Origin of the sequence: Paenibacillus sp. FSL H3-0329, assembly GCF_037963285.1 — a bacterium.
Lineage (GTDB): Bacteria > Bacillota > Bacilli > Paenibacillales > Paenibacillaceae > Paenibacillus_AQ > Paenibacillus_AQ odorifer.
On the sequence record NZ_CP150150.1, the window covers coordinates 1,004,713 to 1,027,808 of the forward strand.

At 45.8% G+C, this 23,096-nt stretch carries 21 protein-coding genes; 12 read left to right on the forward strand and 9 right to left on the reverse strand.

The annotated features are described in order from the left end of the window. The first annotated feature begins 2 nt into the window (after positions 1 to 2). Entirely contained in the window at positions 3 to 1,994 is a 1,992-nt protein-coding gene (locus tag NSQ66_RS04355; RefSeq protein WP_339279583.1) for a beta-galactosidase, read from the forward strand. Between the two features lie 788 nt (positions 1,995 to 2,782). On the opposite strand, the gene NSQ66_RS04360 is transcribed toward NSQ66_RS04355, so the two are convergent. Further along, positions 2,783 to 3,616 carry an AraC family transcriptional regulator gene (locus NSQ66_RS04360; protein WP_235219448.1) on the reverse strand — a complete coding sequence of 278 codons (834 nt, stop codon included), beginning with the start codon at positions 3,614 to 3,616 and terminating at the stop codon, positions 2,783 to 2,785. Positions 3,617 to 3,735: 119 nt separating this feature from the next. Between NSQ66_RS04360 and NSQ66_RS04365 the strand changes: the two genes are divergently transcribed. Next, a complete protein-coding gene (locus NSQ66_RS04365) occupies positions 3,736 to 5,766 on the forward strand; it encodes a beta-galactosidase (RefSeq protein ID WP_036680780.1) in 2,031 nt (676 codons plus the stop codon). 100 nt (positions 5,767 to 5,866) lie between these two features. Here the strand turns inward: NSQ66_RS04365 and NSQ66_RS04370 are convergent, their stop codons facing one another. After that, complete coding sequence (locus NSQ66_RS04370) at positions 5,867 to 6,550, reverse strand: hypothetical protein (RefSeq protein WP_036680782.1); 684 nt, start codon at positions 6,548 to 6,550, stop codon at positions 5,867 to 5,869. 199 nt (positions 6,551 to 6,749) lie between these two features. On the opposite strand from NSQ66_RS04370, the gene NSQ66_RS04375 reads away from it, so the two are divergent. Together NSQ66_RS04375 and NSQ66_RS04380 are read left to right on the forward strand one after the other, a co-directional pair. Next, complete coding sequence (locus tag NSQ66_RS04375; protein WP_076141757.1) at positions 6,750 to 7,307, forward strand: DUF1273 domain-containing protein; 558 nt, start codon at positions 6,750 to 6,752, stop codon at positions 7,305 to 7,307. A 102-nt stretch (positions 7,308 to 7,409) separates the two neighbouring features. After that, a complete protein-coding gene (locus tag NSQ66_RS04380) occupies positions 7,410 to 7,733 on the forward strand; it encodes a YciI family protein (protein WP_051491142.1) in 324 nt (107 codons plus the stop codon). A 6-nt stretch (positions 7,734 to 7,739) separates the two neighbouring features. On the opposite strand, the gene NSQ66_RS04385 is transcribed toward NSQ66_RS04380, so the two are convergent. Then, a complete protein-coding gene (locus tag NSQ66_RS04385) occupies positions 7,740 to 9,197 on the reverse strand; it encodes an amidase family protein (protein ID WP_076141758.1) in 1,458 nt (485 codons plus the stop codon). A 170-nt stretch (positions 9,198 to 9,367) separates the two neighbouring features. Here NSQ66_RS04385 and NSQ66_RS04390 point away from each other — a divergent pair, with 170 nt between their 5' ends. Continuing rightward, positions 9,368 to 10,495, forward strand: a complete 1,128-nt coding sequence (locus NSQ66_RS04390; RefSeq protein ID WP_076141759.1) for a copper amine oxidase N-terminal domain-containing protein — start codon at positions 9,368 to 9,370, stop codon at positions 10,493 to 10,495. Between the two features lie 96 nt (positions 10,496 to 10,591). On the opposite strand, the gene NSQ66_RS04395 is transcribed toward NSQ66_RS04390, so the two are convergent. The 3 genes from NSQ66_RS04395 to NSQ66_RS04405 form a co-directional block, all read right to left on the reverse strand. Beyond that, complete coding sequence (locus NSQ66_RS04395) at positions 10,592 to 11,086, reverse strand: hypothetical protein (protein WP_038568853.1); 495 nt, start codon at positions 11,084 to 11,086, stop codon at positions 10,592 to 10,594. 70 nt (positions 11,087 to 11,156) lie between these two features. Beyond that, entirely contained in the window at positions 11,157 to 12,572 is a 1,416-nt protein-coding gene (locus NSQ66_RS04400; RefSeq protein ID WP_036680794.1) for a HAMP domain-containing sensor histidine kinase, read from the reverse strand. Next, a complete protein-coding gene (locus NSQ66_RS04405) occupies positions 12,560 to 13,243 on the reverse strand; it encodes a response regulator transcription factor (protein ID WP_232061150.1) in 684 nt (227 codons plus the stop codon). The genes NSQ66_RS04400 and NSQ66_RS04405 overlap by 13 nt, the downstream gene beginning before the upstream one ends. Positions 13,244 to 13,390: 147 nt before the next feature. On the opposite strand from NSQ66_RS04405, the gene NSQ66_RS04410 reads away from it, so the two are divergent. From NSQ66_RS04410 to NSQ66_RS04430, 5 genes are all read left to right on the forward strand, one after another. Further along, entirely contained in the window at positions 13,391 to 14,104 is a 714-nt protein-coding gene (locus NSQ66_RS04410) for a YceI family protein (protein ID WP_038568856.1), read from the forward strand. Positions 14,105 to 14,271: 167 nt separating this feature from the next. Further along, the gene (locus tag NSQ66_RS04415) at positions 14,272 to 14,667 is read left to right on the forward strand and encodes a (deoxy)nucleoside triphosphate pyrophosphohydrolase (protein WP_036680800.1); all 396 of its coding nucleotides are present in this window, start codon (positions 14,272 to 14,274) and stop codon (positions 14,665 to 14,667) included. A 40-nt stretch (positions 14,668 to 14,707) separates the two neighbouring features. Further along, on the forward strand, positions 14,708 to 15,034 hold the full coding sequence (locus tag NSQ66_RS04420) for a nucleoside triphosphate pyrophosphohydrolase (protein WP_076274911.1): 327 nt from the start codon (positions 14,708 to 14,710) through the stop codon (positions 15,032 to 15,034). Positions 15,035 to 15,071: 37 nt separating this feature from the next. Further along, complete coding sequence (locus NSQ66_RS04425) at positions 15,072 to 15,422, forward strand: DUF1648 domain-containing protein (protein WP_143766260.1); 351 nt, start codon at positions 15,072 to 15,074, stop codon at positions 15,420 to 15,422. Positions 15,423 to 15,472: 50 nt separating this feature from the next. After that, entirely contained in the window at positions 15,473 to 16,465 is a 993-nt protein-coding gene (locus NSQ66_RS04430) for a Gfo/Idh/MocA family oxidoreductase (RefSeq protein ID WP_076274915.1), read from the forward strand. Between the two features lie 80 nt (positions 16,466 to 16,545). Here NSQ66_RS04430 and wrbA read toward each other — a convergent pair whose 3' ends face one another. Then, on the reverse strand, positions 16,546 to 17,181 hold the full coding sequence (wrbA, locus tag NSQ66_RS04435; RefSeq protein WP_339279585.1) for an NAD(P)H:quinone oxidoreductase type IV: 636 nt from the start codon (positions 17,179 to 17,181) through the stop codon (positions 16,546 to 16,548). 152 nt (positions 17,182 to 17,333) lie between these two features. On the opposite strand from wrbA, the gene NSQ66_RS04440 reads away from it, so the two are divergent. Then, entirely contained in the window at positions 17,334 to 18,044 is a 711-nt protein-coding gene (locus tag NSQ66_RS04440) for an effector binding domain-containing protein (RefSeq protein ID WP_339279586.1), read from the forward strand. Between the two features lie 453 nt (positions 18,045 to 18,497). Here NSQ66_RS04440 and NSQ66_RS04445 read toward each other — a convergent pair whose 3' ends face one another. Beyond that, positions 18,498 to 19,169, reverse strand: a complete 672-nt coding sequence (locus tag NSQ66_RS04445; protein WP_339279587.1) for a hypothetical protein — start codon at positions 19,167 to 19,169, stop codon at positions 18,498 to 18,500. Between the two features lie 718 nt (positions 19,170 to 19,887). Between NSQ66_RS04445 and NSQ66_RS04450 the strand changes: the two genes are divergently transcribed. Next, positions 19,888 to 20,466 (forward strand): pyridoxamine 5'-phosphate oxidase family protein, encoded by a 579-nt coding sequence (locus tag NSQ66_RS04450; protein WP_038568865.1) that lies wholly within the window; start codon positions 19,888 to 19,890, stop codon positions 20,464 to 20,466. 720 nt (positions 20,467 to 21,186) lie between these two features. Here NSQ66_RS04450 and NSQ66_RS04455 read toward each other — a convergent pair. After that, complete coding sequence (locus NSQ66_RS04455; protein WP_339279588.1) at positions 21,187 to 22,959, reverse strand: hypothetical protein; 1,773 nt, start codon at positions 22,957 to 22,959, stop codon at positions 21,187 to 21,189. Between the last annotated feature and the right edge of the window lie 137 nt (positions 22,960 to 23,096).

The following is a 23,096-nucleotide window of genomic DNA, read 5'->3' on the forward strand; positions in this document are numbered from 1 at the left end:
CAATGAAACGATATGATCATGTTCAGATGGGTGTGGACTATTACCCGGAGCATTGGGATGAATCCATGTGGGAACCAGATATCAAGTTGATGAAAGAAACAGGTGTTAAAGTAGTCCGGGTTGCTGAGTTCGCATGGAGCCGACTGGAGCCAACTGAGGGGAATTACCAGTTCGAGTGGCTGGACCGCGCGCTGAACCTTTTTCATCAATATGATCTGCAGGTTGTGATGGGTACTCCAACAGCTACACCGCCAAGATGGTTAACGACGAAATTTCCGGATGTGCTTCCGGTGTTTGCTAATGGAGAGACCTTTCACCCGGGGGTACGTGGACACCGCTGCTATAACAGCACATCACTGCGTGAGTATGGCAGCCGTATTATTCTGCGTCTTGCCGAGCGTTACAGTGAACACCCGGCCGTCATAGGCTGGCAGACTGATAATGAATTTGGCATGTTGGATTGTCATTGTGACGCTTGTAATACTGCTTTTCGAGCATGGGTACAAGCTAAATACGGAACACTGGATGAGGTCAATGCAGAATGGGGAACCGTAGTTTGGAGCGGGGAGTACAGCGATTGGAATGAGCTTACCGTACCGCTGGGCGGATCACCTCATCAGAATCCCTCTTTTCTACTGGACTTTCAGCGGTTTCAGTGGGATTCGGTGGTAGCGTTTCAGACGGCGCAGATCAATATTTTGCGTATGATTTGTCCAGAGCATTTCATAACCCATAACTTTCACAGCTATCCGCAGCGTCTCGATATGTACGCAGTGGGTGCAGATCTGGATGTGGCTGCGTTTGATTATTATCCGAATACTTCGCCAACCAAACAAGATACGACGCCTTATAGCGGAGCGCTTTCATTGGACGTAACCCGTGGCATCAAACGTCAAAACTTCTGGATTATGGAGCAGCTGAGTGGATCGCCGGGTTGTTGGATGCCGATGTGGCGAACCCCTTATCCAGGACTGATTCGTGCCTATGCATGGCAGGCGATTGCTAGAGGTGCGGATACGGTTGTTCATTTTCGCTGGAGAAGTGCAACTTCAGGAGCAGAACAATTCTGGCACGGGCTGATTGACCACAGCAATGTTCCGGGACGCAGATTAGCGGAGTTCACGCAGCTATGTCATGAGGTTAATAGGCTGAGCGACAAGCTCCAAGGAACGATGCTGAAAAACGAAGTGGCTATCCTCCATTCCCATGAAGAGAAGGCCGCACTGGATATTCAGCCGCAGGCAGAGGGCTTTGATTATTATGAGAACATTAAGCAGATTCACCGGGCGGTAACCAGGCTTGGCATCGGCTGCGATGTTATCGACCTCAGACAACCGCTTGATGGATATAAAGTAGTGATCGCTCCGAATTTATATTTGCTGGATGAGGAGATCGTACGTAATCTGGAGGATTTTGCCCTCGCTGGCGGGACCTTGCTGATCACCAACCGTAGTGGTGTCAAAAATATAAACAACATCGCAGTCATGCAACCGCTGCCCGGGCAGCTGAGCTACTGTACCGGCGTTGAAGTGCTGGAGTATGATCCGATTGGCGCTGAAACACATGCCATCATGGACGCGGAGGGTAACCAATACGAATGTACGCAGTGGTGCGACATTCTCCGGCCGGTAGTGGCCCAGCCGATTGCTTGGTATGGTGATGATTTCTATCGCGGCACACCCGCTGTAACTGTTAATTCCTTCGGTAAAGGTCAGGTTTATTACTTCGGAACTCATGCGGAAGAGAAGTACTGGTCAGTTCTATTAGAGAACCTGACTAAGGAAAAAGGGTTATTACGCTTTGAAGGATTGCCAAACGGAGTACAAGCCTCCGTGCGGACTGGAAATCAGGGAAGCTTCTTATTCCTGCTTAACCTGAGCCGCGAGTCGGTGATCGTTCCGTTGCCACGAGAATACAGCAGCCTGCTGGATAATAAGATTCGATCGGGAGAGCTCCAGCTCGAGCCGTATGGTGTTGAGGTGCTGGAGATTTGAGTGGTTTTGAGTAAAGAGGTATTGAAGTGGGTTTGGGAGTGTGGCAGGAGAGAGGAAAGTGGAGTGAGGGATGTGTGGAGTAAGGTGAAGTGAGGTTGGTGAAGATGGAGTGAGGGATGTGTGGAGTAAGGGAAGAGCGGTGTAGGGGAATGTGTGGAGTAGGAATAGTGAAGTAAGTGGAAGTGTGTAGTAAAAAATGAGTGGAGTAGGGCATGCAGAAACTTTAACAGAAGCACAACAGAAAATAGTTGCACTTCGTACACTTATTTGAAGTGTTGGAGTGTTTAATTGGTTTTAGTTGCACTTTGTGCAGCTAAAAATCGGCTTATCCCGCTGCAAGGCCATTTTCCGAGAATATAGTTGCACAGAATACACTTATATGGATAATTTCTGCCTTGCAGGCTATTTTAAGTGTACAAAGTGCAATTATTTCGTTTGACTTACTCATACTGAACTGAAGAGAGCTGCACAATGGACTCCATCATGATCAGATTTCCACATGGACTCCAACATGATCAGATTTCCGCATGGGCTCCAACATGATCAGATTTCCGCATGGACTCCATCATGATCAGATTTCCACATAGACTCCTATCATGTACAGATCTACACGATCCAGCTCAGAGGTGCCGCACACTCGCAGCCAAATGCACCCAGCCAACGTACCGTACCGTACCGCACTTCACCGTACCGCCCATTTCTACACAATAGTAGCGCATACCATACTCTTACTACGTTCTAGCCGCATATTCCCAGCGAGCAATTTTTCCACAGTGGGCGGGACATTTTTAATGCAGGCGTCTAAATTGCTCCGGCGTAGTCCCGGATTGCTTGCGAAATGTGGCTACATAATGGCTGACATCGCGGAAGCCGACTAGCTGGGAGATAGCTTTTACCGTAAGATCGGGTTGGCTTACGAGCATTTCTTTGCTTTTGCGGATGCGTAAACGTACGAAGTAGGCATAAGGCGAGAGTCCGAAAGTTTGGACGAATAGGTTGTTAAGATAGCGCCCAGATACCCCTAGTTCATCGGCTAGATCGTTCAGTCCGAGATCAGGATCGCCATAATGGCTGTCCATCCATTTTAGCAGTGGCTGCAGCTTATCTACATTGCGGGAAATCGCCGTATTGTTATGAAGCTGGCCATATTTACTCAAAGTAAGCAAAAAACGATAAGCATCTGTGGAGGCGCCGAGACCAAACATATCCTGGTAGGCATCATGACGATCCAGCATTTCCTTCAGCAGATTGGGGAGAGGCGCTTCATTTTCCCAACGGTAAAAAGAATTACTATTCATCCCAAGCGTCTCCAAAATAGATTGTGCCGAATCGCCACCGAACGTTAGATAATAGGTACCCCAGTTTTTAGTGGAGGCCTCATAACGATGGGGTGTATAGGGAAGTAGTAATACGCCGCTGCCTACGGGCAAGGAAAAGGTTTTATTGTCAAAATGGATAATCCCTTCACCTTCTGAGGTCTGAAGCCAATGATACGTGTCATAGCCATCGGGGCGGGATACTTTTTCCTGATCATGATTGTGCCCCATACTGTCTAAAGTGATTGGCAAGTGCTGTCCACCTTCATGGACGAATACGATCCTGCGATGCATGATTTCGGACAATGTTATCCTCTCCTGTTAGTTCTATATTCTTATATGTATGAGATATTATTTTATATTTAAAGGGCAACCTTAACCATTTACAATAGATATATAATTATACTATAAAGGGTGTGCGAAGTGTGATTAACGATAAATTACCTAAAATTTGGTACGGTGGAGATTACAATCCGGAGCAATGGGATGCGCCTGTATGGGCTGAGGATGAACGGATGTTCAAGCTGGCGGGAATTGATGTTGCCACAATTAATGTGTTTTCCTGGGCTTTAATTCAACCTTCCGAAGATACTTATGATTTCTCCTCATTGGATGAATTAATGGATAGACTATATAAAAATGGAACTTATGTATGTCTAGCTACAGGAACAGGAGCGCATCCAGCTTGGATGGCTCACCGATATCCTGAAGTGACACGTGTCGATGTCCAGGGCAGAAAACGTAAGTTCGGTGGACGTCATAACTCCAATCCGAACAGTTCAGTTTACCGCAAGTATGCAGCGAAGCTGGCTGGTAAGCTGGCAGAACGTTACAAGGATCATCCGGCACTGGTAGCTTGGCATATTTCTAATGAATATGGTGGCTATGATTATTCCGAACAGTCCGCTGCTGCCTTCCGTGTCTGGTTGAAGGAGCGTTATGGTTCGCTGGATGCTTTGAACAAGGCTTGGAATACACGCTTTTGGGGACATACGTTTTATGATTGGGAAGAAATTGTGGTGCCAAATGAGCTGAGTGAAGAATGGAACGGTAACCGTACTAACTTCCAAGGGATCTCGTTGGACTATCGCCGTTTTATGTCTTATAGCTTGCTCGAATGTTACAAAATCGAATATGAAGCGATCAAAGAACACAGCACCAACGTACCTGTTACAACGAACCTGATGGGCTTTTATCCGGAGCTAGATTATTTTGAGTGGGCCAAGCATATGGATGTAATTTCTTGGGACAACTATCCTTCACTGGACACACCGGTCAGCTTTACAGCAATGACACATGATCTTATGCGTGGATTAAAAAATGGCCAACCGTTCATGCTGATGGAGCAAACACCGAGCCAGCAGAACTGGCAACCGTACAACTCTTTGAAACGTCCAGGCGTTATGCGCCTATGGAGTTACCAGGCTGTAGCGCGTGGTGCAGATACTGTGTTGTTCTTCCAGCTGCGTCGTTCGATAGGGGCTTGTGAAAAGTATCATGGAGCGGTAATTGAGCATGTGGGTCATGAACACACACGGGTATTCCGTGAATGTGCTGAGCTGGGCAAAGAGCTGGAGCAGCTTGGAGATCAACTACTGGATGCGCGCAGTGCGGCTAAAGTAGGGATCATCTACGATTGGGAAAATCGTTGGGCACTTGATCTATCAAGCGGTCCGTCGGTTGCCTTGGATTACGTGAATGAAGTTCACAAATATTATGATGCGCTGTATCAGCAAAATATCGAAGCCGACATGATCGGGGTCGAAGAGAACCTGTCCAAGTATGAAATTGTTATCGCACCTGTAATGTACATGGTCAAGCCAGGTTTTGCAGAGAAGGTTGAAGCCTTTGTAAAAGCGGGCGGCACATTCATTACGACTTATTTCAGCGGTATTGTTAATGAGAACGACCTTGTAACGGTTGGAGGTTATCCAGGCGAATTGCGTAAGGTGCTTGGAATTTGGGCAGAGGAAATCGATGCATTACTGCCAGGTATGAGCAATGAGCTCGTGCTGGATAAAACGTGGGGTAGCTTGAGTGGTTCTTATAAATGTGATCTGCTCTGCGATCTGATCCATGCCGAAGGGGCAGAAGTTTTGGCAGAGTACGGTTCTGATTTCTATAAAGGAATGCCTGCACTGACTGTGAATAAATTTGGCGAAGGTAAAGCTTATTATGTGGCGACTAGCCCAGAAGCTGGATTCCTGCAAGGATTCCTAGCGAATCTGTGTGCCGAAAAGAACATTCAGCCGCTGGTAACTGCACCGGAAGGTATCGAATCTGTTCAACGTGTGAAGGATGGCGTATCTTATCTGTTCTTGCTGAACCACACCGCTGGTGATTTAAGCGCCGATATTGGGGCGGCTGAGCGTACTGATCTACTGACAGGTAATGTAATTAGCGGTTCAGCTGTTGTGCCGGGTCGCGGAGTATTGATTTTGTCGGATAAAAAATAGTTGAGTCTCGTCTAACCTATATAAATTTGAAATCCCCACTACAAAACGCTTTTATGAAGCTGATCGTAGGTGGGGATTTTTTCTGTTATCTTTTGGTGTTTCAGTCGCTGCTCATTGTGCCTTCAGCCGTACCCATGGGGTTTCCGCTGCTTAAAGTAATGCTCTCCGCCAAAGTGGAATCGGATTTCAGCGTATATTGGATAATGTCACCAGCTTTCAGGTCAGCTAAGCTGATCGTGTTCTCCTGACGTGTGCCATTGTCGGAGGTCACCGTTACAATTTTGGTATCAGCATCAATTGTAATATCTGTGGTTTGCTCGGAGAAGGTTTGCTGCATCCCACCGCCCTGTGGTCCACCACCTTGTCCACCGCCGTCAGGGCCACCTCCTTCCGGCATTCCCCCCTCTGGAGGTGTACCGTTTTCTGAGCCTTGATCACCTTCGGGTCTTTCCGGTGGAGTACCGGCCTGACCATTTTGCATATCGGCTCCAGCCGTACCTCCAGTGCCTTGTGCGGGCGGGGAAGGCATTTCTGACGTATAGATTGTAATCGTGTTGTCGCTAATACTCTTAATCTTGCCGAAATTCATGGACATGTCGGGTCTGCCGTTTTGTTGATTGTCGTTTCCTTGAGATTGCTGTGCATCAGTGTTATCTACGGGTGCCGTGTTCGCTTGGTTATTGGCAACTGCTGTTCCTTCGGCCTCCGAATTCGTGCTGCAGCCAGCCAATAGTAGAGAAGCGAGTAGACTTCCTGAGATCATAATCGGTATTAATTTCTTCATTTATTTTCTCTCCTTAATAGTTTTAGATTGATTAGGAGAAATATATCAGACGGTTCTGAAAGGTTGCTTAAGATCAGCTGAAAGTTTGCCTAAAGAAATAGATCAAGGAAATGCTATATAATAATCATATAAGTGGGATAAAACTCTACAAAGGTAAGTCATGGTAAGACATAACCAACGTTCAGGAAAGAGGCAGTGCATGAAGAATTTACTCGTAACAGGCTACCGTGCGCATGAGCTCGGTATTTTTGACAATAAACATCCGGGAATTCCTTATATCAAAAAGGCGCTGTCTAACAGATTAAAGCCGCTAATTGAAGAAGGCATCGAATGGATTATTACCCCCGGCCAGTATGGTGTCGATCTTTGGGCTTGTGAGGTGGTATGTGAACTCAAGACTCAATATCCTGAATTGAAATTGGGGATCATTACGGCGCATACTGGACAGGAAGAGAAGTGGAAGGAAGAGAAGCAGGAGGAATACCGACGTATTATTGCGGGTGCGGACTTTTGCAGGGCGGTCAGTAATGCCCCTTATGACGGCAGCTGGCAGTTCAGGGCCAGAGATGACTTGTTGTTCCGCAAAAGTGACGGAATATTGCTCTTTTATGATGAGGATGCGGCGGAAGGCAGCCCGAAGTTTTTTAAAGAACGAGCGCTGAAGCTGCATGCAGAGGGAGACTACGAGCTGTTTCTTATTCATTCTGATGAGATTCAAAATATTGCCGATGAAGAAAATCAGCGAGATTATGAATAAAGCTACGAACGAAGACATCGCGAAATAAAAAAGCCCGAATCGGCATTGGGAAATCACCGTTACGGGCTTTAGTTTCTATTTGAACGAGAGGTGGAGAATAGGATGAGTGAGGTCAATCAAGCAGATATTTGTTATGTTATTTTGCTTAGCCCGACGAATCAAGACCGTAGAGACATGGAGATTATTCGTGGTCATGTTAAACATTTACAAGAGCTGGACCGCAAAGGACAATTAGTGCTGTGTGGTCCCTTTAGTGATTGTCCTGGCGGCATGGTTATTGTAAGAGCGAACTCACGCGAAGAAGCCGTTCTCCTTGCCGAAAAAGATCCTTACGTGCTGTCTGGTATTCGTAGCTATGAAGTGCGTACATGGAGTCTGTCCCATGAGGGAAACAGGCATTTAGGTATTGTTCCACTCCAGGAATAGGTTTAATCAAATGAAGCTTTTTAGCGAAGGTGCTTTTCGCACCTTGTAATGCTGCTCATAAGCATAGGCTAGCTTGATAAGCGTGGGCTCCTGATAAGCTTTTGCTGAGAAGGTTACACCAAAGGGAGCACCGGCCGACGTGTACCCAGAAGGAACGACGAGGGACGGATATCCTGCTCTGGAAGTAATTCTGGCGCCAAAATCGGCAGGGAACAGCAGGGCATCCAGATTGTATTCTTTCATAGTGGCATCGATGCCTTCTTCCTTGCACAGCTTCAGGTCAGTCGCACGATGGCGTAAATATTGAGCTTCGCTTTGTGTGCCGGAGGAGGTATATTCCGCATCTATTAACGTAGCTTGACCAAATCTCAAAGTCTCCACAGGGTGTGCATGATTAAAATCAATAATATCCTTCAAGGTTCGCATAGGTGCTCCGGGGCTCAAATGAGATAAATAAGCATTCAGTGCTGTTTTGAATTCGTTTAATACCACCGAAGAGTAACTAATTTCGCGGGCGGTTTTAATATCCGCGGGATCAATGATGGTTGCTCCAAGCTCTCTCATCCTGTTGACGGAAGCGTTGAACAAGGCAAGCTGCTCATCTGTTAGCTCCTCAAAATAATAATCACGTGGTATCCCAATTCTAGCTCCCTGCAAACCATTCGGATCAAGGAATACAGTATAATCCCCGTGGACTTTACCTGTATTTGTTCCCATCGCTGCATCGTGCTGATCATTGCCCAGCATGGCGTTTAGTAGCAACACGGCATCATGAACGGTTCTAGCCATAGGCCCTGCGGTGTCTTGTGTATTGGAGAGCGGCAGGATTCCTGAACGGCTGAGCAGCCCCACGGTTGGCTTAATGCCGATGATGGAGCCCAAATTACCGGGATTAAGAATCGATCCTGAAGTTTCTGTGCCAACAGAGACCGTACAGAAATTACAAGCGACAGCTACTGCTGAACCCGCACTAGAGCCGCCGGTTGGCGTAGAAATATTGTAGGGGTTAAGGACTTGCCCGCCGCGGGAGCTGTAACCGGAGGGCATGCCGTTCGTCATAAAATTGGCGAATTCGGTCATATTGGCTTTACCCATAATAATGGCTCCGGCTTCACGCAGTTTGGTAACTATAAACGCATCTTCCCCGGCAAAAGAATTCGCCAAAGCCAGCGAACCCGCACTTGTATGCATTTTGTCCCCAGTATTGATGTTATCTTTCAATAACACAGGTATCCCGTGCAGGGGTCCTCGAGGGCCTTTAATTGCCCGTTCCACATCCAGAGATTCTGCGATAAACAACGCATCAGGATTAATCTCCAGTACAGAGTTAATCGTCAGGCCGTTTTTGTCGTGATCAGCAATACGTTCATAATACATGAGAACTAGTTGTTTTGACGTAATTTCTCCGGCTTCTAATGCAGCTTGGATGTCCGGTATGGTGGCCTCTACGATTTCAAAACTCATATGCGTTCACGCTTCTTTCCCTCTAGGATATGGCTTCTCCTTCATCTAACCATAATTTGGGTGTTGTTGGTAGTTTTCTTTTTAGACTTACATTTTGATTGGCCATTTGATATATTCAGGTGTGCATTGTAATTTTTTTATTTTTCTAGATTAGGAGCTAAATTAAGAACATGAAAAACCACAACTTTGCTTCAAAAGTTATTACTTTTTTTGTGGTGATGATAAGTTTTGCTGTTTTATTTTCAAGTCAAGCCTTTGCGGACGACAGTGATCTCAAATGTTATTTGGACGGTAAGCAATTACATTTTAATGTAAGTCCTATCCTAAAAGATGGAGTTACATATGTACCCATGCGGTCGATATTTGAAGCTTTAGGCGCAACTATAAAATGGGATAATCATGCGAAGTCGGTCTCAGCGGTTAAAGGGGATATTAACATTTTTTATCTGGTCAAAGAAGGAAGAGTAATTGTAAACGCCAAAGAGAATGAGCATGTCTTAAAGGGTATCAATTTTCAAAATAATACACTCGTCCCTCTAAGATTTATTAGCGAAGTGTTGGGTAGTAGTGTCACTTGGGATGAAGGTGCAAAATCTATTTACATAACCTCACCAGTTGCCGAGGAGAAGCTTATTGCTCCGGTTAACAGAACAATTTCAGTAGGAAGTCAAGAGCAATCAAAATCGTTATCAGATGAGAGAAACAGGTTTGTTATAAACGTAAAGCACTACGGTATTAAAAATAATCAGTTGTATAGCTTGCTCGAATTTTCTAACATGGATAATAAAGACATCTCAATAAATTTTAAGCCCGGTGATCAAAAAATCATAAAGACGTTCTCAAAGGAAAAGGATCCCATGCCGACTCTGAAAATTGAAAATTGTACGGAAGTAACCCATAAAGTAGTTATCGATAATATTGGCGGGAATATATATAAAATCCCGGAATTTTCAGTTAATCAGGCGTGTGTCAGTTCCAACCAATCCCAACAAGATGCGCTTGATGTATGGCGGAACAACAATTCCGGCCTCTCGGAATTAGGCAGTAACCTCGTGTCTGTCCGTAAATATATTCAAGATCAGACGGGTGGGCTGCAAAACTTTGTGATCCCAGCCAATAAAGCTGAACAGCTGATCTTGGTCGCCCCAGTTGGAGGGAAGGATAGGTTGGTTGTGGAGGGCAGTTATTTTGTAGGAGGTCTATCAAATAAGACTATAGAATTCCAACTAGATTATGAAGTGGTTTCCGAGCTCGATTTGGGTATTTATAGTTACATATATACGGAACCTGTATATTAAGGATCGTTTTATTAGAAAAGAGGTGTCCGAACGGCCAAAATAAATGGCTGCTCAGACACCTCTTTTATTGTTAGTGTGTAGATTAAAGTCTGACAATTACTCCTGTGCTGCTGTAAACCCCTCTTCCGCTAAATATTCTTTAGCTTCCTCAAGCGTTTCAAACGCCATCTCCAGATTGAGGTCGGCATAGACATACCATAAATCATCCTCAAGCTTTAGGGTTAGGGTATGGCCCTCATCATTAGTCCAGAGTGTATCGGCAGTTGCCGCAGCCTTTTTCTTTCTTTTGCTGGCTACAGGAGCATCAGGAATGTAAATAGACAGTGAGGTGATGGAGGCATCCAGCAAACTCCGCAGCTCGGATTCCGAGTAGTCGCGAATATTCACGAAGCCCTTATCGTCTGTCTCGTAGCCCCGCAGTAAGCCTGCGAACACATAGCCATTACCATTTGGATGCAGGTGAAAAGCAACGGTTTTCTTATCATGCTGGCTTTCCTCGTAGTGATAGTTCACGCGCCCAAGGGATACATTTTTGCGTTCCAGCTGGGGGTAAGAGTCGAGAATCGCTAATTTTTGTTCAAAAGTAAGCATATACAGCCTCCGGTTTTCGGTGTGATTGTGCACATGATTATACCATGTCGATGGATCGTAGACTATTTTTTTAGTCATCAAGCGGCAGAGACAGCACGAAGGTGCAGCCTTTGTCTGAGTGCTCCTCAAGCACGAGGCTTCCGTTCATAGATTCGGCCAACAGACGGCTGAAGGTTAGGCCGAGTCCTAAACCACGCAGTGTACTCTGCTTGTCGCTGCCCCGGAAGAAGGCTTCGAAGACATGCTCACTATGATTGGATGAGATGCCAAGCCCATTATCTTGAACACGGATTTCGGCAAAGCCATGACCTTGCTGCTCCAGCAGTTCTATCGTAAGCTGCACCCTTCGATCAGGAGCTTTGGCTTGTACGCTGTTATTAAGTAGATTGACGATAATCTGCTGGATACGAAGGGAGTCCCCACGCAAAAACAAGGGATTGATCGGCATATGGAGCACGGGTTCAGCAACTTCTTCCGCCTGTGTCAGCTTCCATTGATATACGATTTCGGATATCAGGGGTACGGCATCCAGTCGGTCGTGACGAACGGAAACCATTCCTGCAGTCAGGGCATTGTAATCCAGAAGGTCGGCTACCATTCGCTGCAACCGCCCAGCCTCCAGCAGGGCAATATCCAGAAATTCCACAGCTTCATCACCTTCAACGACCCCTTCGCGGACGGCATGCACCAGGCCTTTAATAGAAGTTACGGGTGTTTTCAACTCATGGGAGACTCCGGCCAGCATTACGGCTCGAGACTGCTCAAATTGCTGTAACTTGCCTGCCATCTCTTCAAAAGACATCATCAGCTCATGAATTTCCCGCTCTTTAGCATCCTTATCTAGAACGATATCATAACGGCCATGGCTGATTTGAGCCGCTGCCTCGACTACCTTCTGAATGGGTTTTGCCAGTTTACGAGATAAAAGGTAAATGGTTAGCCAACTTAAGATGATTAGAAACAGCAGCAGTATGGAGAAAAATATGATCTCCTCCTGTGGAATATGCCGCAGCGATTTTTTGGATTGCAGAACAATAACCTGTCCCAGTGTTTTGTCATCCGAATTTATGGAAGCCACAGCAGCTTTAAACTCCGGACTACGGGAGTCGTTCAGGCTATCATTAAGCTTATATCTCATTTCCTTGTCAGTTAGAGGTGGCAGGGAGAACAGCATTTGACCTTGTTGATCTGTAATGATCACGCACATCTCTATGGTTAACTTGAAAAACCGTTTCCGGTCTTCGATCAGCTTTTCGAGATTTTGGCTGATTTCAATGGAGCCTTCCATATTTAAGCTGCGATCTGCAATCTCCTGTGCCAAAAGCCCCGCAGTCTGCAGACGATTGCTCATAGCCTCCTGACGGATCCACCATAATGTAGCTAAAGCTGTGAGGAGCAGGCCTACACTAATAATGAGCAGATAACGTATCGTCCAGTAAGAAAGGATAGAGGTGCGTTTGGCGTTGTTTCTCTTTAAGTTGTCCATAATTGATATCCCGTCCCCCTTAGGGTACGGATTTCCCCCTCACTAGTAGGCCAGTGCGACAACGCTTGGCGTAGTCTTTTGATCGACAAATCTACCGCCCGGTCGCTTCCTTCATAATCCATTTCCCATACAAATTCTATTAATTGCTCACGCGTACAAATCTGATTAGGCCTTTCAGCGAGAAATAACAGCACTGACATATCCCGAGGACTAAGACTCAGCTCAGCCCCATTCAAAAAGACAGCACGTGCTGTGAAGTCGATAAACAAACTGCCATAATGCCGTTTACGGCTGCCATCTGACCACTGCGAGGGACGGCGTAAGACAGCGTTCACACGTGCCACCACTTCCTCGGGAATAAAAGGTTTAGACATATAATCATCCGCACCACCGTCGAGGCCGGCTAGCCGGTCATTGATCCCATCTCTTGCCGTCAGCATGATCACAGGGCAGCTGCTTTTTTCACGGATGAGCTTAAGCAGTTCAAAGCCGTCCATGTTTGGCAGCATGATGTCTAGTAATACTAATGAAGGAGGAGATATAGCAAAAGACTCCAGCGCAGCGCGTCCATCAGCTACACGGGTGACTTGAAAGCCTGCTTTTTTCAGATAAGCACTGAGGACCCTAGAGATGGCTTCTTCATCTTCTACAACAAGAATGGATTTCGTCAAATTGGAGTACCTCCAGTCCATAAAATTTACGACAAGTTTAACACATCATAGCCCGCTCTGCTCTGACTTCTTCCTGACATATTGCTTTGTTAGAATGAGGGACGAGCTTGAAAGCATACAGAAATTATGAATATTGGAGGGAACAGGATGAAGAGAAAAAGAATAGCCTTGATCGCTGCAGGAGTTATTATCGTAGGAGTAGTCACAGGTTATACATTACTGGATAAATCGCTGGGCAATAATGTAGAGATCGAGTCCGTGATTCCAAATCAAGCAACAACAGCAGGTGCTGGAGAGACAACAAATAACACTGGAGCATCAGCAGGGGTGGCGGTCACAGCCGAACAATTAAACGGGGATTGGACCCTTGCGGAGACCTCTAAAGTCTATTGGTCAGTGACGACCTCTAAAGAAACAGTAAACTTCGTAGACAACAAAGTTCAGGGCACCTGGAAGGTAAATATAGAGGATTCTACTTCGATGGCCGGGGAAGGGACAGTGGATATGAGCGCTCTGGATTCTGGCAATAGCCAACGGGACGAGCATGTAAAAGGAGAGGATTTTCTATCCGTTACGGAATTTCCACAATCCACGTTTGTAGTGAAGTCATTTTCGGAGCTGCCGGCAGAATGGACTGAAGGAGCAACTGTGCCTGTTGAAATGCAGGGGACGCTTACCGTAAAAGGAGTAGAAAAGGACGTCACCTTTCAGTCGCAAGCGGCGTATAGCGGGGGACAGTTGATGTTGTCGGGAACGACAACAGTAGCCTTTTCTGACTTTGGTCTAAGCAATCCCCACACCGTTGTGCTGGATACAGAAAATAATCTTGAGGTTCGCTTGGAGCTTGTGCTGACAAAATAGTAGCTCTTCCGTAAGGATAACGCTGCTGTGAATTTTATAGAGAGACTGTACTGAAGAGATTTTCCCAGGCCGTGTTGGCGTTTGGGAGAGTCTCTTTGGTTTGGAATGAATTGTATGTTTTAATAGTAGTATCTGTCGAATAACTAGCAATAGTGGAGGTGTTCTTTGTGATCAAGGTGGCGGCAGCAATTATACATAATGTAGAAGGGCAGATTCTTATTGCCCGGCGGCGGCAAGGTAAATCGCAGGCAGGTCTGTGGGAATTTCCTGGTGGCAAAATAGAGCAGGATGAGAGCATCGCAGAGTGTCTGCAAAGAGAGCTTCAGGAAGAGATGGGGATCACAATCCTTCCCTATGAGAGCTTTGGCATAAACGAGCATAACTATGGAGAGATAAAGATCCAATTGATTGCTTGGAAAGCGCGGTATCAGGGAGGTGTAATTGATCTGGTGGATCACGACGAACATAGGTGGGTGCTTCCGGCTGAGCTGGGTCAGTTCATGTTTGCTCCGGCAGATCTTCCTTTTGTAGAACGTCTACTGATGGAATCAAAGCCGGATTGAAGGGAGATAGAATATAATATAGAAGAAAGGAAGAGCTTAAATGCCTGTATATGAAAAGCTAGTGCGTGACGGCATCCCCGATTTGATAGCTTCTCAAGGTAAAGATTTTAACACAAGGATATTAGAGTCCAAAGAATACATAACTGAACTACGTAAAAAATTGCAAGAAGAGTCGGAGGAATATTTTCAGGCAGCAAGTGATGAAGAAGCTTTGGAGGAGCTTGCCGATATGCTGGAAGTGATTCAGGCTCTGGCGGAGACACATGGGAGCAATAGCGTGGAGCTGGAGAAGCAACGTGCAGAGAAAGCTAAACGTCGCGGTGGATTTAAGAAGGGGATATATCTGATTGAAGTGGAAGGAGAATAACGGGGAGATTATTTTTCCGCACAAGGAGGGTAAAACGTTGTTCAAAACCAAACTGACGATGATCTTAAGCAGTGTGGTGGCCTTGATTCCTGTAGCTATTTATTTATTCCTTTATTCCAAAATGCCGGATACCGTCCCGATTCATTATGATGGGAACATGGCTGATCGATTTGTAAGTAAAGCTAGTCTGGAGGTTATTTTGCAAAGCGGGCTGGGTTGTTTGGGATTCATAATCATGAAGCTTTTACAGTTCCTTTTGCATAAAGCGTTTATTCAAAGCTCTAACGAGCACTCAGCGGCCTTGAGCAAGATCTGGAATATTGCTATTTTGGTGGTGACGGTGGTGTTTGCTGGCATCAGTTCCTATACATTCATTAGAATGGTCTGATAGAATTAAAGAGACTTAGCAGAAGGATTAGGAGGAACATGCAAATGAAAATGGACAACGCTTACAAGGTGAGATGGGGAATTATTAGCACAGGCTGGATTGCTCATCAATTTGTTACTGATTTGGCGCATGCCAGTAATGGTGTGGCTTATGCCGTTGGGTCAAGATCTCAGGAAAGTGCCGATGAATTTGCTAAAAATCATGGAATTCCGCATGCCTATGCAACCTATGAGGAATTGCTGAATGACCCGAATGTAGACGCGGTATATATTGGAACGCCGCATCCTTTTCACAAAGAAAATGCTTTAATGGCGCTGCGTGCAGGCAAGGCTGTCCTGTGTGAGAAACCTTTTACCGTAAACAGCGGTGAATTGGAAGAAGTTGTGGCCTATGCTAGAACACATAAGCTATTCCTGATGGAGGCGATGTGGAGTCGCTACATCCCGGCGATTGTGAAGGTTAGAGAATGGATTGCTGAGGGCAAGATCGGTGATGTTCGTTTGGTGAAGGCAGACCTAGGGTTTCGTACCGACTGGAATCCGGAAGGCAGATTACTGAATCCGAAGCTGGGCGGGGGTGCGCTGCTGGATGTGGGGATTTATCCGGTTTCTTTTGCCTCCATGGTGTTTGGACCTCATCCTGAGTCTATTTCCAGCACAGTGCACATAGGTGAGACTGGAGTGGACGAGCATTTCTCGATGCTGTTGTCATATGGTAACGGGAAAACCGCTTCGTTGAACGGTGGTATTCGTCTTAACATGTTGGAGGAAGCGCATGTGTTTGGCACAGAAGGCCGTATTATTGTAGAGGGTACATTAGTGAACCCGAAATCGGCTGCGCTTTATATAGGAGATGAGAAGGTAGAGAGCTTTGTGGATGACCGTGCTTCTATTGGATATTGTTTTGAAGCGGAGGAAGTAGGACGGTGTCTTCAGGCAGGGCTTACAGAGAGTCCGGTGATGACATTGGATGAATCGTTAGCGATTCTGAAACTGCTGGATCAAGTGCGTGCACAGTGGGGGCTTAAATACCCTGGAGAGTAATTAAAATATAAATTAAACACCCCTCGGTGTAGTGCTGCACAAGTAGCTCCGAGGGGTGTTGTTATATTAACTAAGCTGCGCTAGTTCTGATTATTGGCGTTTTTGCCTGCCTGAACCCAGCCGGCCACTTCAACGGTACGCTTCGCTTGATGAAAAACAGCGTCACGGATCCGATCCTGATCTTCGATCATTTTACCGTCTCCATCTACGCTGACACTTGTTCCGTAAGGGTTGCCTCCCGCACCGAATGTGACTGGATCAGTATAACCGGGTGCTGCAACAATTGCTCCCCAGTGATACATCGACGTGTAGAGTGCCAAAATCGTAGCTTCTTGTCCACCATGCGGGTTCTGTGCTGAGCTCATGGCGCTGACGACTTTGTTTACTGTTAGTCCTTTGCCCCAAATGCCACCGGTTGTATCAATGAACTGCTTCATCTGGGAAGCAATGTTACCGTAACGGGTTGGGGAACTGAAAATAATCGCATCTGCTTCGACTATATCGTCGGGTGTGGCGACTGGGATATCTTTTGTTTCTTCAGCTAGGGCCTTCATGGCTGGATTTGCGGCGATTTTATCCTCGGGGACCAGTTCCTGCACCTTCAGCAGTTTTACCTCAGCTCCTGCTTCTTCTGCGCTTTCCGCGGCCCATTGTGCTAGCTGGTAGTTAGTTCCTGTGGCACTGTAGTAGATGACAGCTAATTTGATTTTTGACATGCTGTAGTCATTCCCTTCGAGTGTAGTTCCATACTATTAATTACCCTAATGGTGTCTTTATAACCCAGACTGAAATCAATCTATTCGAACTGGACAGACAGGTGTCCACTTTGCCTGTGTATACTAAGTTCAATCACAGGAAATGAGGGAGAATGATGAATACTTATTTTGTAGAGAAAGCAAAAATGACCTTGGCTGGGGTTAGCATACGCACAACTAATGAAGTGGAAATGGGACCTGATGGAGGTTTGCCGCAGCTGTGGGAAACTTATTTTCAGAGTAATATTGCGGGGCAGGTAGCTACGGTAAATTCTGAGTATATCTATGCGTTGTATACGGATTATGAGAGTGATGCGAGCGGAGCGTATACCGTTGTGATCGGGCATGAAGTAGCTGAGGAGAGACATTTAGAGGGAAACCAGCTAGAGGAAAACGGTCTAGAGGAAAGCGAGCTAGAGGAAAGCGAACTAGAGAAAAGCGAGCTAGAGGAAAACGAGCTAGAGAAAAGCGAGCTAGAGGAAAGCGAACTAGAGGAAAACGAGCTAGAGAAAAACGAGCTAGAGAAAAACGAGCTAGAGAAAAACCAACTAGAGGAAAGTCAACTAGTGGAAAACCAACTAGAGGAAAACCGACTGGAGGAAAGCCAGTTCACCTATGCGGTTGTACCGGAGAGCAAATACATGGTTTTTACGACGAAAAAAGGTCCGGTATTTGAAGTGGTAGCGCAAGCGTGGGGGGAGATTTGGGCGTACTTTAAGGAGTCTAGGGAGGCAAGAACTTACACGGGGGATTTTGAGATTTATGATTCGCGAAATTTTGATCCTGCTGACACGCAGGTTGAGATTTATATTGCGATTGAATAGATTAGGGGAAAGATGCTTTTGTGTGCTTAGTGGGTTAAGTGCTTGAAAAGTTTTATTTTATAGGAAATTGTTTAAAGGGAAGTATTTTAGAGGGAAAAAGGGGTTTAAGGGAGTTGCTTCTGATAGTAGTACCAAGCAACTTTCGAGAGAAAGGGGGCTGCCGAGAGGTAGTCCCTTTTTCCGTTGGCGTAGCGGATACCGCGATGAAGGGGTACTTGACGGTGGAAGAGAATATAAACAAATTAAAAGAATACATACCCCTGAAAAGAATATATACATCAGTAAAAATAATGGATAACGACTTTTCATCTCATCTGGGGATGTGTTGTTAATCCTTGATGAGGCTTGCATTTAGGCAGACGGGGGGAGACATAAGAGAAGCCCTAGAGTATATATACATAACTAATGTGTCTGCGGAAAATTGTACGGTAAAAATCCCGTAGAATCGCTGGATTAGGCAGAAATGGCGGGGATGTACGGTAGAAATCCCGCAGAATAGCTGGATTGAGACAAAGTGGCAGGGATGAACGGTATAAATCCCGTAGATTTTCTGGATTGGGCAGAAGTGGAGGGAATGAACGGGAAATATCCCGCAGAATAGCTGGATTGAGACAAAGTGGCAGGAATGAACGGTATAAATCCCGTAGATTTGCTGGATTGGGCAGAAGTGGAGGGAATGAACGGGAAATATCCCGCAGAATAGCTGGATTGAGATAAAGTGGCAGGAATGAACGGTATAAATCCCGTAGATTTGCTGGATTGGGCAGAAGTGGAGGGAATGAACGGGAAATATCCCGTAGATTTGCTGGGTTGAGCCAAAGTGGCGGAAATGTACGGTATAAATCCCGTAGATTTGCTGGATTGGGCAGAAGTAGAGGGAATGAACGGGAAATATCCCGTAGATTTGCTGGGTTGAGCCAAAATGGCAGGAATGAACGGTATAAATCCCGTAGATTTTCTGGATTGGGTAGAAGTGGAGGGAATGAACGGGAAATATCCCGTAGATTTGCTGGATTGAGACAAAGTGGCAGGAATGAACGGTATAAATCCCGTAGATTTTCTGGATTGGGCAGAAGTGGAGGGAATGAACGGGAAATATCCCGTAGATTTGCTGGGTTGAGCCAAAGTGGCGGAAATGTACGGTATAAATCCCGTAGATTTGCTGGGTTGAGCCAAAATGGCAGGGATGAACGGTAGAAATCCCGTAGAATCGCAGGGTTAGGCGTAGGTAGCAGAGATGAACGGTAAAAATGCTCTACATCAGCTGCATAGCGTCGAATTAGTTAGAAATAAGAGCAAAAATGCTCTACATTAGCCGCATCGAGCCAAAGTAGCAAGAAAGAGAGGCAAAAGTGCCTTACATTAGCCGCAAACGCCGCTCGGACCTAGTCAAAGTTAGTTTGGTAGGGGAGCTAGTGGTACTGGTATTGTTAATGGAGTTAATGCGCTTATGGAACTGATCTAGTTGGTGAAACTAACGAGTTGATAGAGCTTGTGTAACTTTGTAACAGCTGGAGTTGGTGAAGTTAGTTAGTTAAACTAATGTGGTTGATAGAGCTACTCTAGTGGGAGAAACTAACGAAGTTGTTAGAGCTGAAGTAACTGGTGGAGTTGATGGAGTTGATGTAGTTGGCAAAGCTAGTTAGTTAAGCTAATGTGGTTGATGGAGCTGAAGTGATTGGTGAAGCTGATGTAGTTCATGTAGTTCATGTAGTTCATGTAGTTCATGTAGTTCATGTAGTTCATGTAGTTCATGTAGTTCGTTGAGTCGGCGGATCTGATGGAGTTGAGTAGAGATGCCCGATTAGCCAGCACACCAATATACAGAAATGGAGAATGCCAAATGGGAAAACAATTTACCGCTATACTACCAATACATGAAGAGTTTATTCTTCGGCAGCACCTTTTTTTCGTAGGGTCGGCGCCGCTTTCAGAAGATGGGCATGTTAACCTTTCGCCGAAGGGGCATGATTGTTTTCGGATTTTGTCTCCTAATCAGGTGGCCTATCTAGACATGACTGGCAGCGGTAATGAGACGAGCGCGCATCTGCTGGAAAACGGAAGAGTGACGGTTATGTTTTGTGCGTTTGAGGGGACGCCTAACATTTTAAGACTGTATGGAACAGGGGCTGTGATTTTGCCTGAATCAGCAGAATGGGAAGCACTGTCCCCTATGTTTACATCTCTGCCTGGAGCCAGACAGATCATTTTGATAGATGTTCATAAAGTACAGACTTCCTGCGGATTTTCGGTTCCATTCATGAATTATGCGGGTGAGCGAGATACGTTGCAGCGTTGGTCTATTCAAAAGGGCGAGGCAGGTCTGAGAGAATATAGAGGAGAGAAGAACACTAAGAGTATAGACGGGCTACCCACACCTCTTGGACAAAAACTGACTAGACAGGATCTCCCATACTCATGACCAATAGAAGGAACATACAACCCATAGGATTATTCACCCAAGACGCTAGAAGCTTCCCGCGACTTTCAAGGTAGTTCACCCAAGTTGCTAAAGTTTCCCGCAACTCTCAAGGTAGTTCACCCAAGTTGCTAAAGTTTCCCGCAACTCTCAAGGTCGTTCACCCAAGTTGCTAGAAGCTTCCTGCGACTCTCAAGGTAGTTTCCCGCAACTCTCAGGGTCGTTCACCCAAGACGCTAGAAGCTTTCCGCGACTTTCAAGGTAGTTCACCCAAGTTGCTAAAGTTTTCCGCAACTCTCAAGGTCGTTCACCCAAGTCACTAGAAGCTTCCCGCGACTCTCAAGGTAGTTTTCCGCAACTCTCAGGGTCGTTCATCCAAGTCGCTAGAAGTTTATCGCGACTCTCAAGGACGTTCACCCAAGTTGCTAAAGTTTCCCGCAACTCTCAAGGTCCTTCATCCAAGTCGCTAGAAGGTTCTCACTACTCCCAGGGTCGTTCACCTAAGTCGTCAGAAGGTGACACCCTACACTCAGAGTTATTCACACAACCCGCTAAACTTATCTCACTACTCATCATGGTCGTTCACTTGTCGACATAGGTTATGCCACCGTCACTATATTGAATCTCACCCACCACACTACCAACTTCACATATTCATAATAAGTAATCCCGAAATCCCGAAATCCCGAATCCCGTAATCCCGTCTCCTGCATCCCATAATCTCTACCGCCCAAAGCTCATGCTACCCACGGATTCCACTATAAACACAGGAACATATTGCTCGCCTATGTCTGTTCCAACAAGCTCATATCCATTCTGATATTGGCCACTAACTAACGCGTTACCTGTAACGGAACCCACTTCTCCTTGGAGAAAAATATAAATCCCATCCGAGTAAGCAAGACTATTACCGAAGTTATCTACGACGATTTCACCATGAAAAGAGACCTTTTCAAAAGGATGAGTGGTCAGATCCGCAGCTGAGATTACAGCATACTCCTGAACAATCTCCGCGAATTGATAGATGCCATCTACTTTACGGTAAAGTGCCGTTTGCCCGTCAACACCGTCTCCAAGATCCGCATTAGGCACGAAAATAGAGTCATCGGACTGCAGTTCATAACTATCGCCAGCTATTGAAAATAACTGCGAAATACCATTCGATTTCATCTCATATGCTGTGAAAAGGGTGCGTCCACCTTCAACCTCAGATTGGGCTAAAATTACAGGTATACCTGAAGAGGTTGCCAACTGTTCATTAAAAGTAAGACTGCGCAGACTCTCGAAGCGTGGCAAGCTGTTTCCGGTTAATGTGACCACATTGTCGTCGTTATTCATCGCAGCATAATAGAGCACGCCACTGTTATCCGTCCCGGCGACGATCACTTTTGTGCCCGATAGTCCTTTGCGGGAGATGACGTTGTCGTATTTGTTTTGCTCTTCACCGCCAGGAAGGAGGCGAACAGGCTCAGCGATATTCCAGGCCAGCCTAGCAGCGGCAATGTTTGTCGAAGTATCCTCTAGCGGAGCAAGCTCTCCGTATAATTGTATCGCCTCAGCATATTGACCTTTAGTAGTCAGACGTTTGGCATTTTTTAGTAGCTTAGTCTTACTAGTATCGATCAAAGTCAGCACCTTGGATGAAGTGACACCTGCCGATCCTGCAAAATTACGATAAGCTACAGCATGCCCAGCAAAAGCTGTGATATTGTCACCTTCGAGATCTTTGTTCAAGATGATCTTCCCGCTGCTTTCTGCTTGTTGAAGTACCCAAGGAGCTTCGTAATTATGCTGGCTATAAGCACTCATCAGGGACAGGGTGCTTTCCAGCATGCCGGTAAAGTTTCCTGCTCCTGCTAAGGATTTTAATATAGCTGTATCATGGCTTTTAAACTTTGAGGCTAGTAAATCCTCTTTGGAAGCTGCACTTCCATAATAAGCATCAGGAATCTGCAAAAGATTCCATTTGAAGTTCTCTTCATTACTCACCCCTCCGCTCTGGTTCTGGGCAAGCTCGGCAAGGAACTGCTCCTTAAACTGACGGAAATAAGAGGTGAACTGGTCTGAAATGCCTGAGGCCGACGATAACTGGCGATAATAGGATTCATAGGGGCCGTCTGGCTTCATATATGTAGCTTTTAAACTGAGCAGAGCTTGGTAGCTCTTCATAAATCCGGCAAAATCCTTAGTCGCTGCTTCCTCCTTAGTAGAGGCTACCAAAACATTCAGAACTTTGCGGATATCTGTGATTGGAGCTAATTCATCCAGACGCTTTGCGACTCTTTCTTCCAGGTAATGAATAGAATGGTTGGCCGCTGCTTGGCGGTACTGATTCTCTGCATTAATCAGATCCCCAGCAGCGTAGAGACGGTCGGCTTCTTTGGTGATTTGTATTTTATCTGCGATGAGAAAAACCTTCTGTCCAAGCAGCACAAGCATGCATATACACAAAATGATCATAAAGTTTCGCAGGGTTATTAATTGTTTGAACGTCATATAGAGTAGCCTCTTTTTTCAAAATATAAGAAAGCCTAAGAAAGTATAAGTTTTACAGTATACATCATCCTTATATTTCTGTGAGAAACGGTTGGTTATCATCAATAAGGGTGATGTTTGCTTTATATTGGCTCATC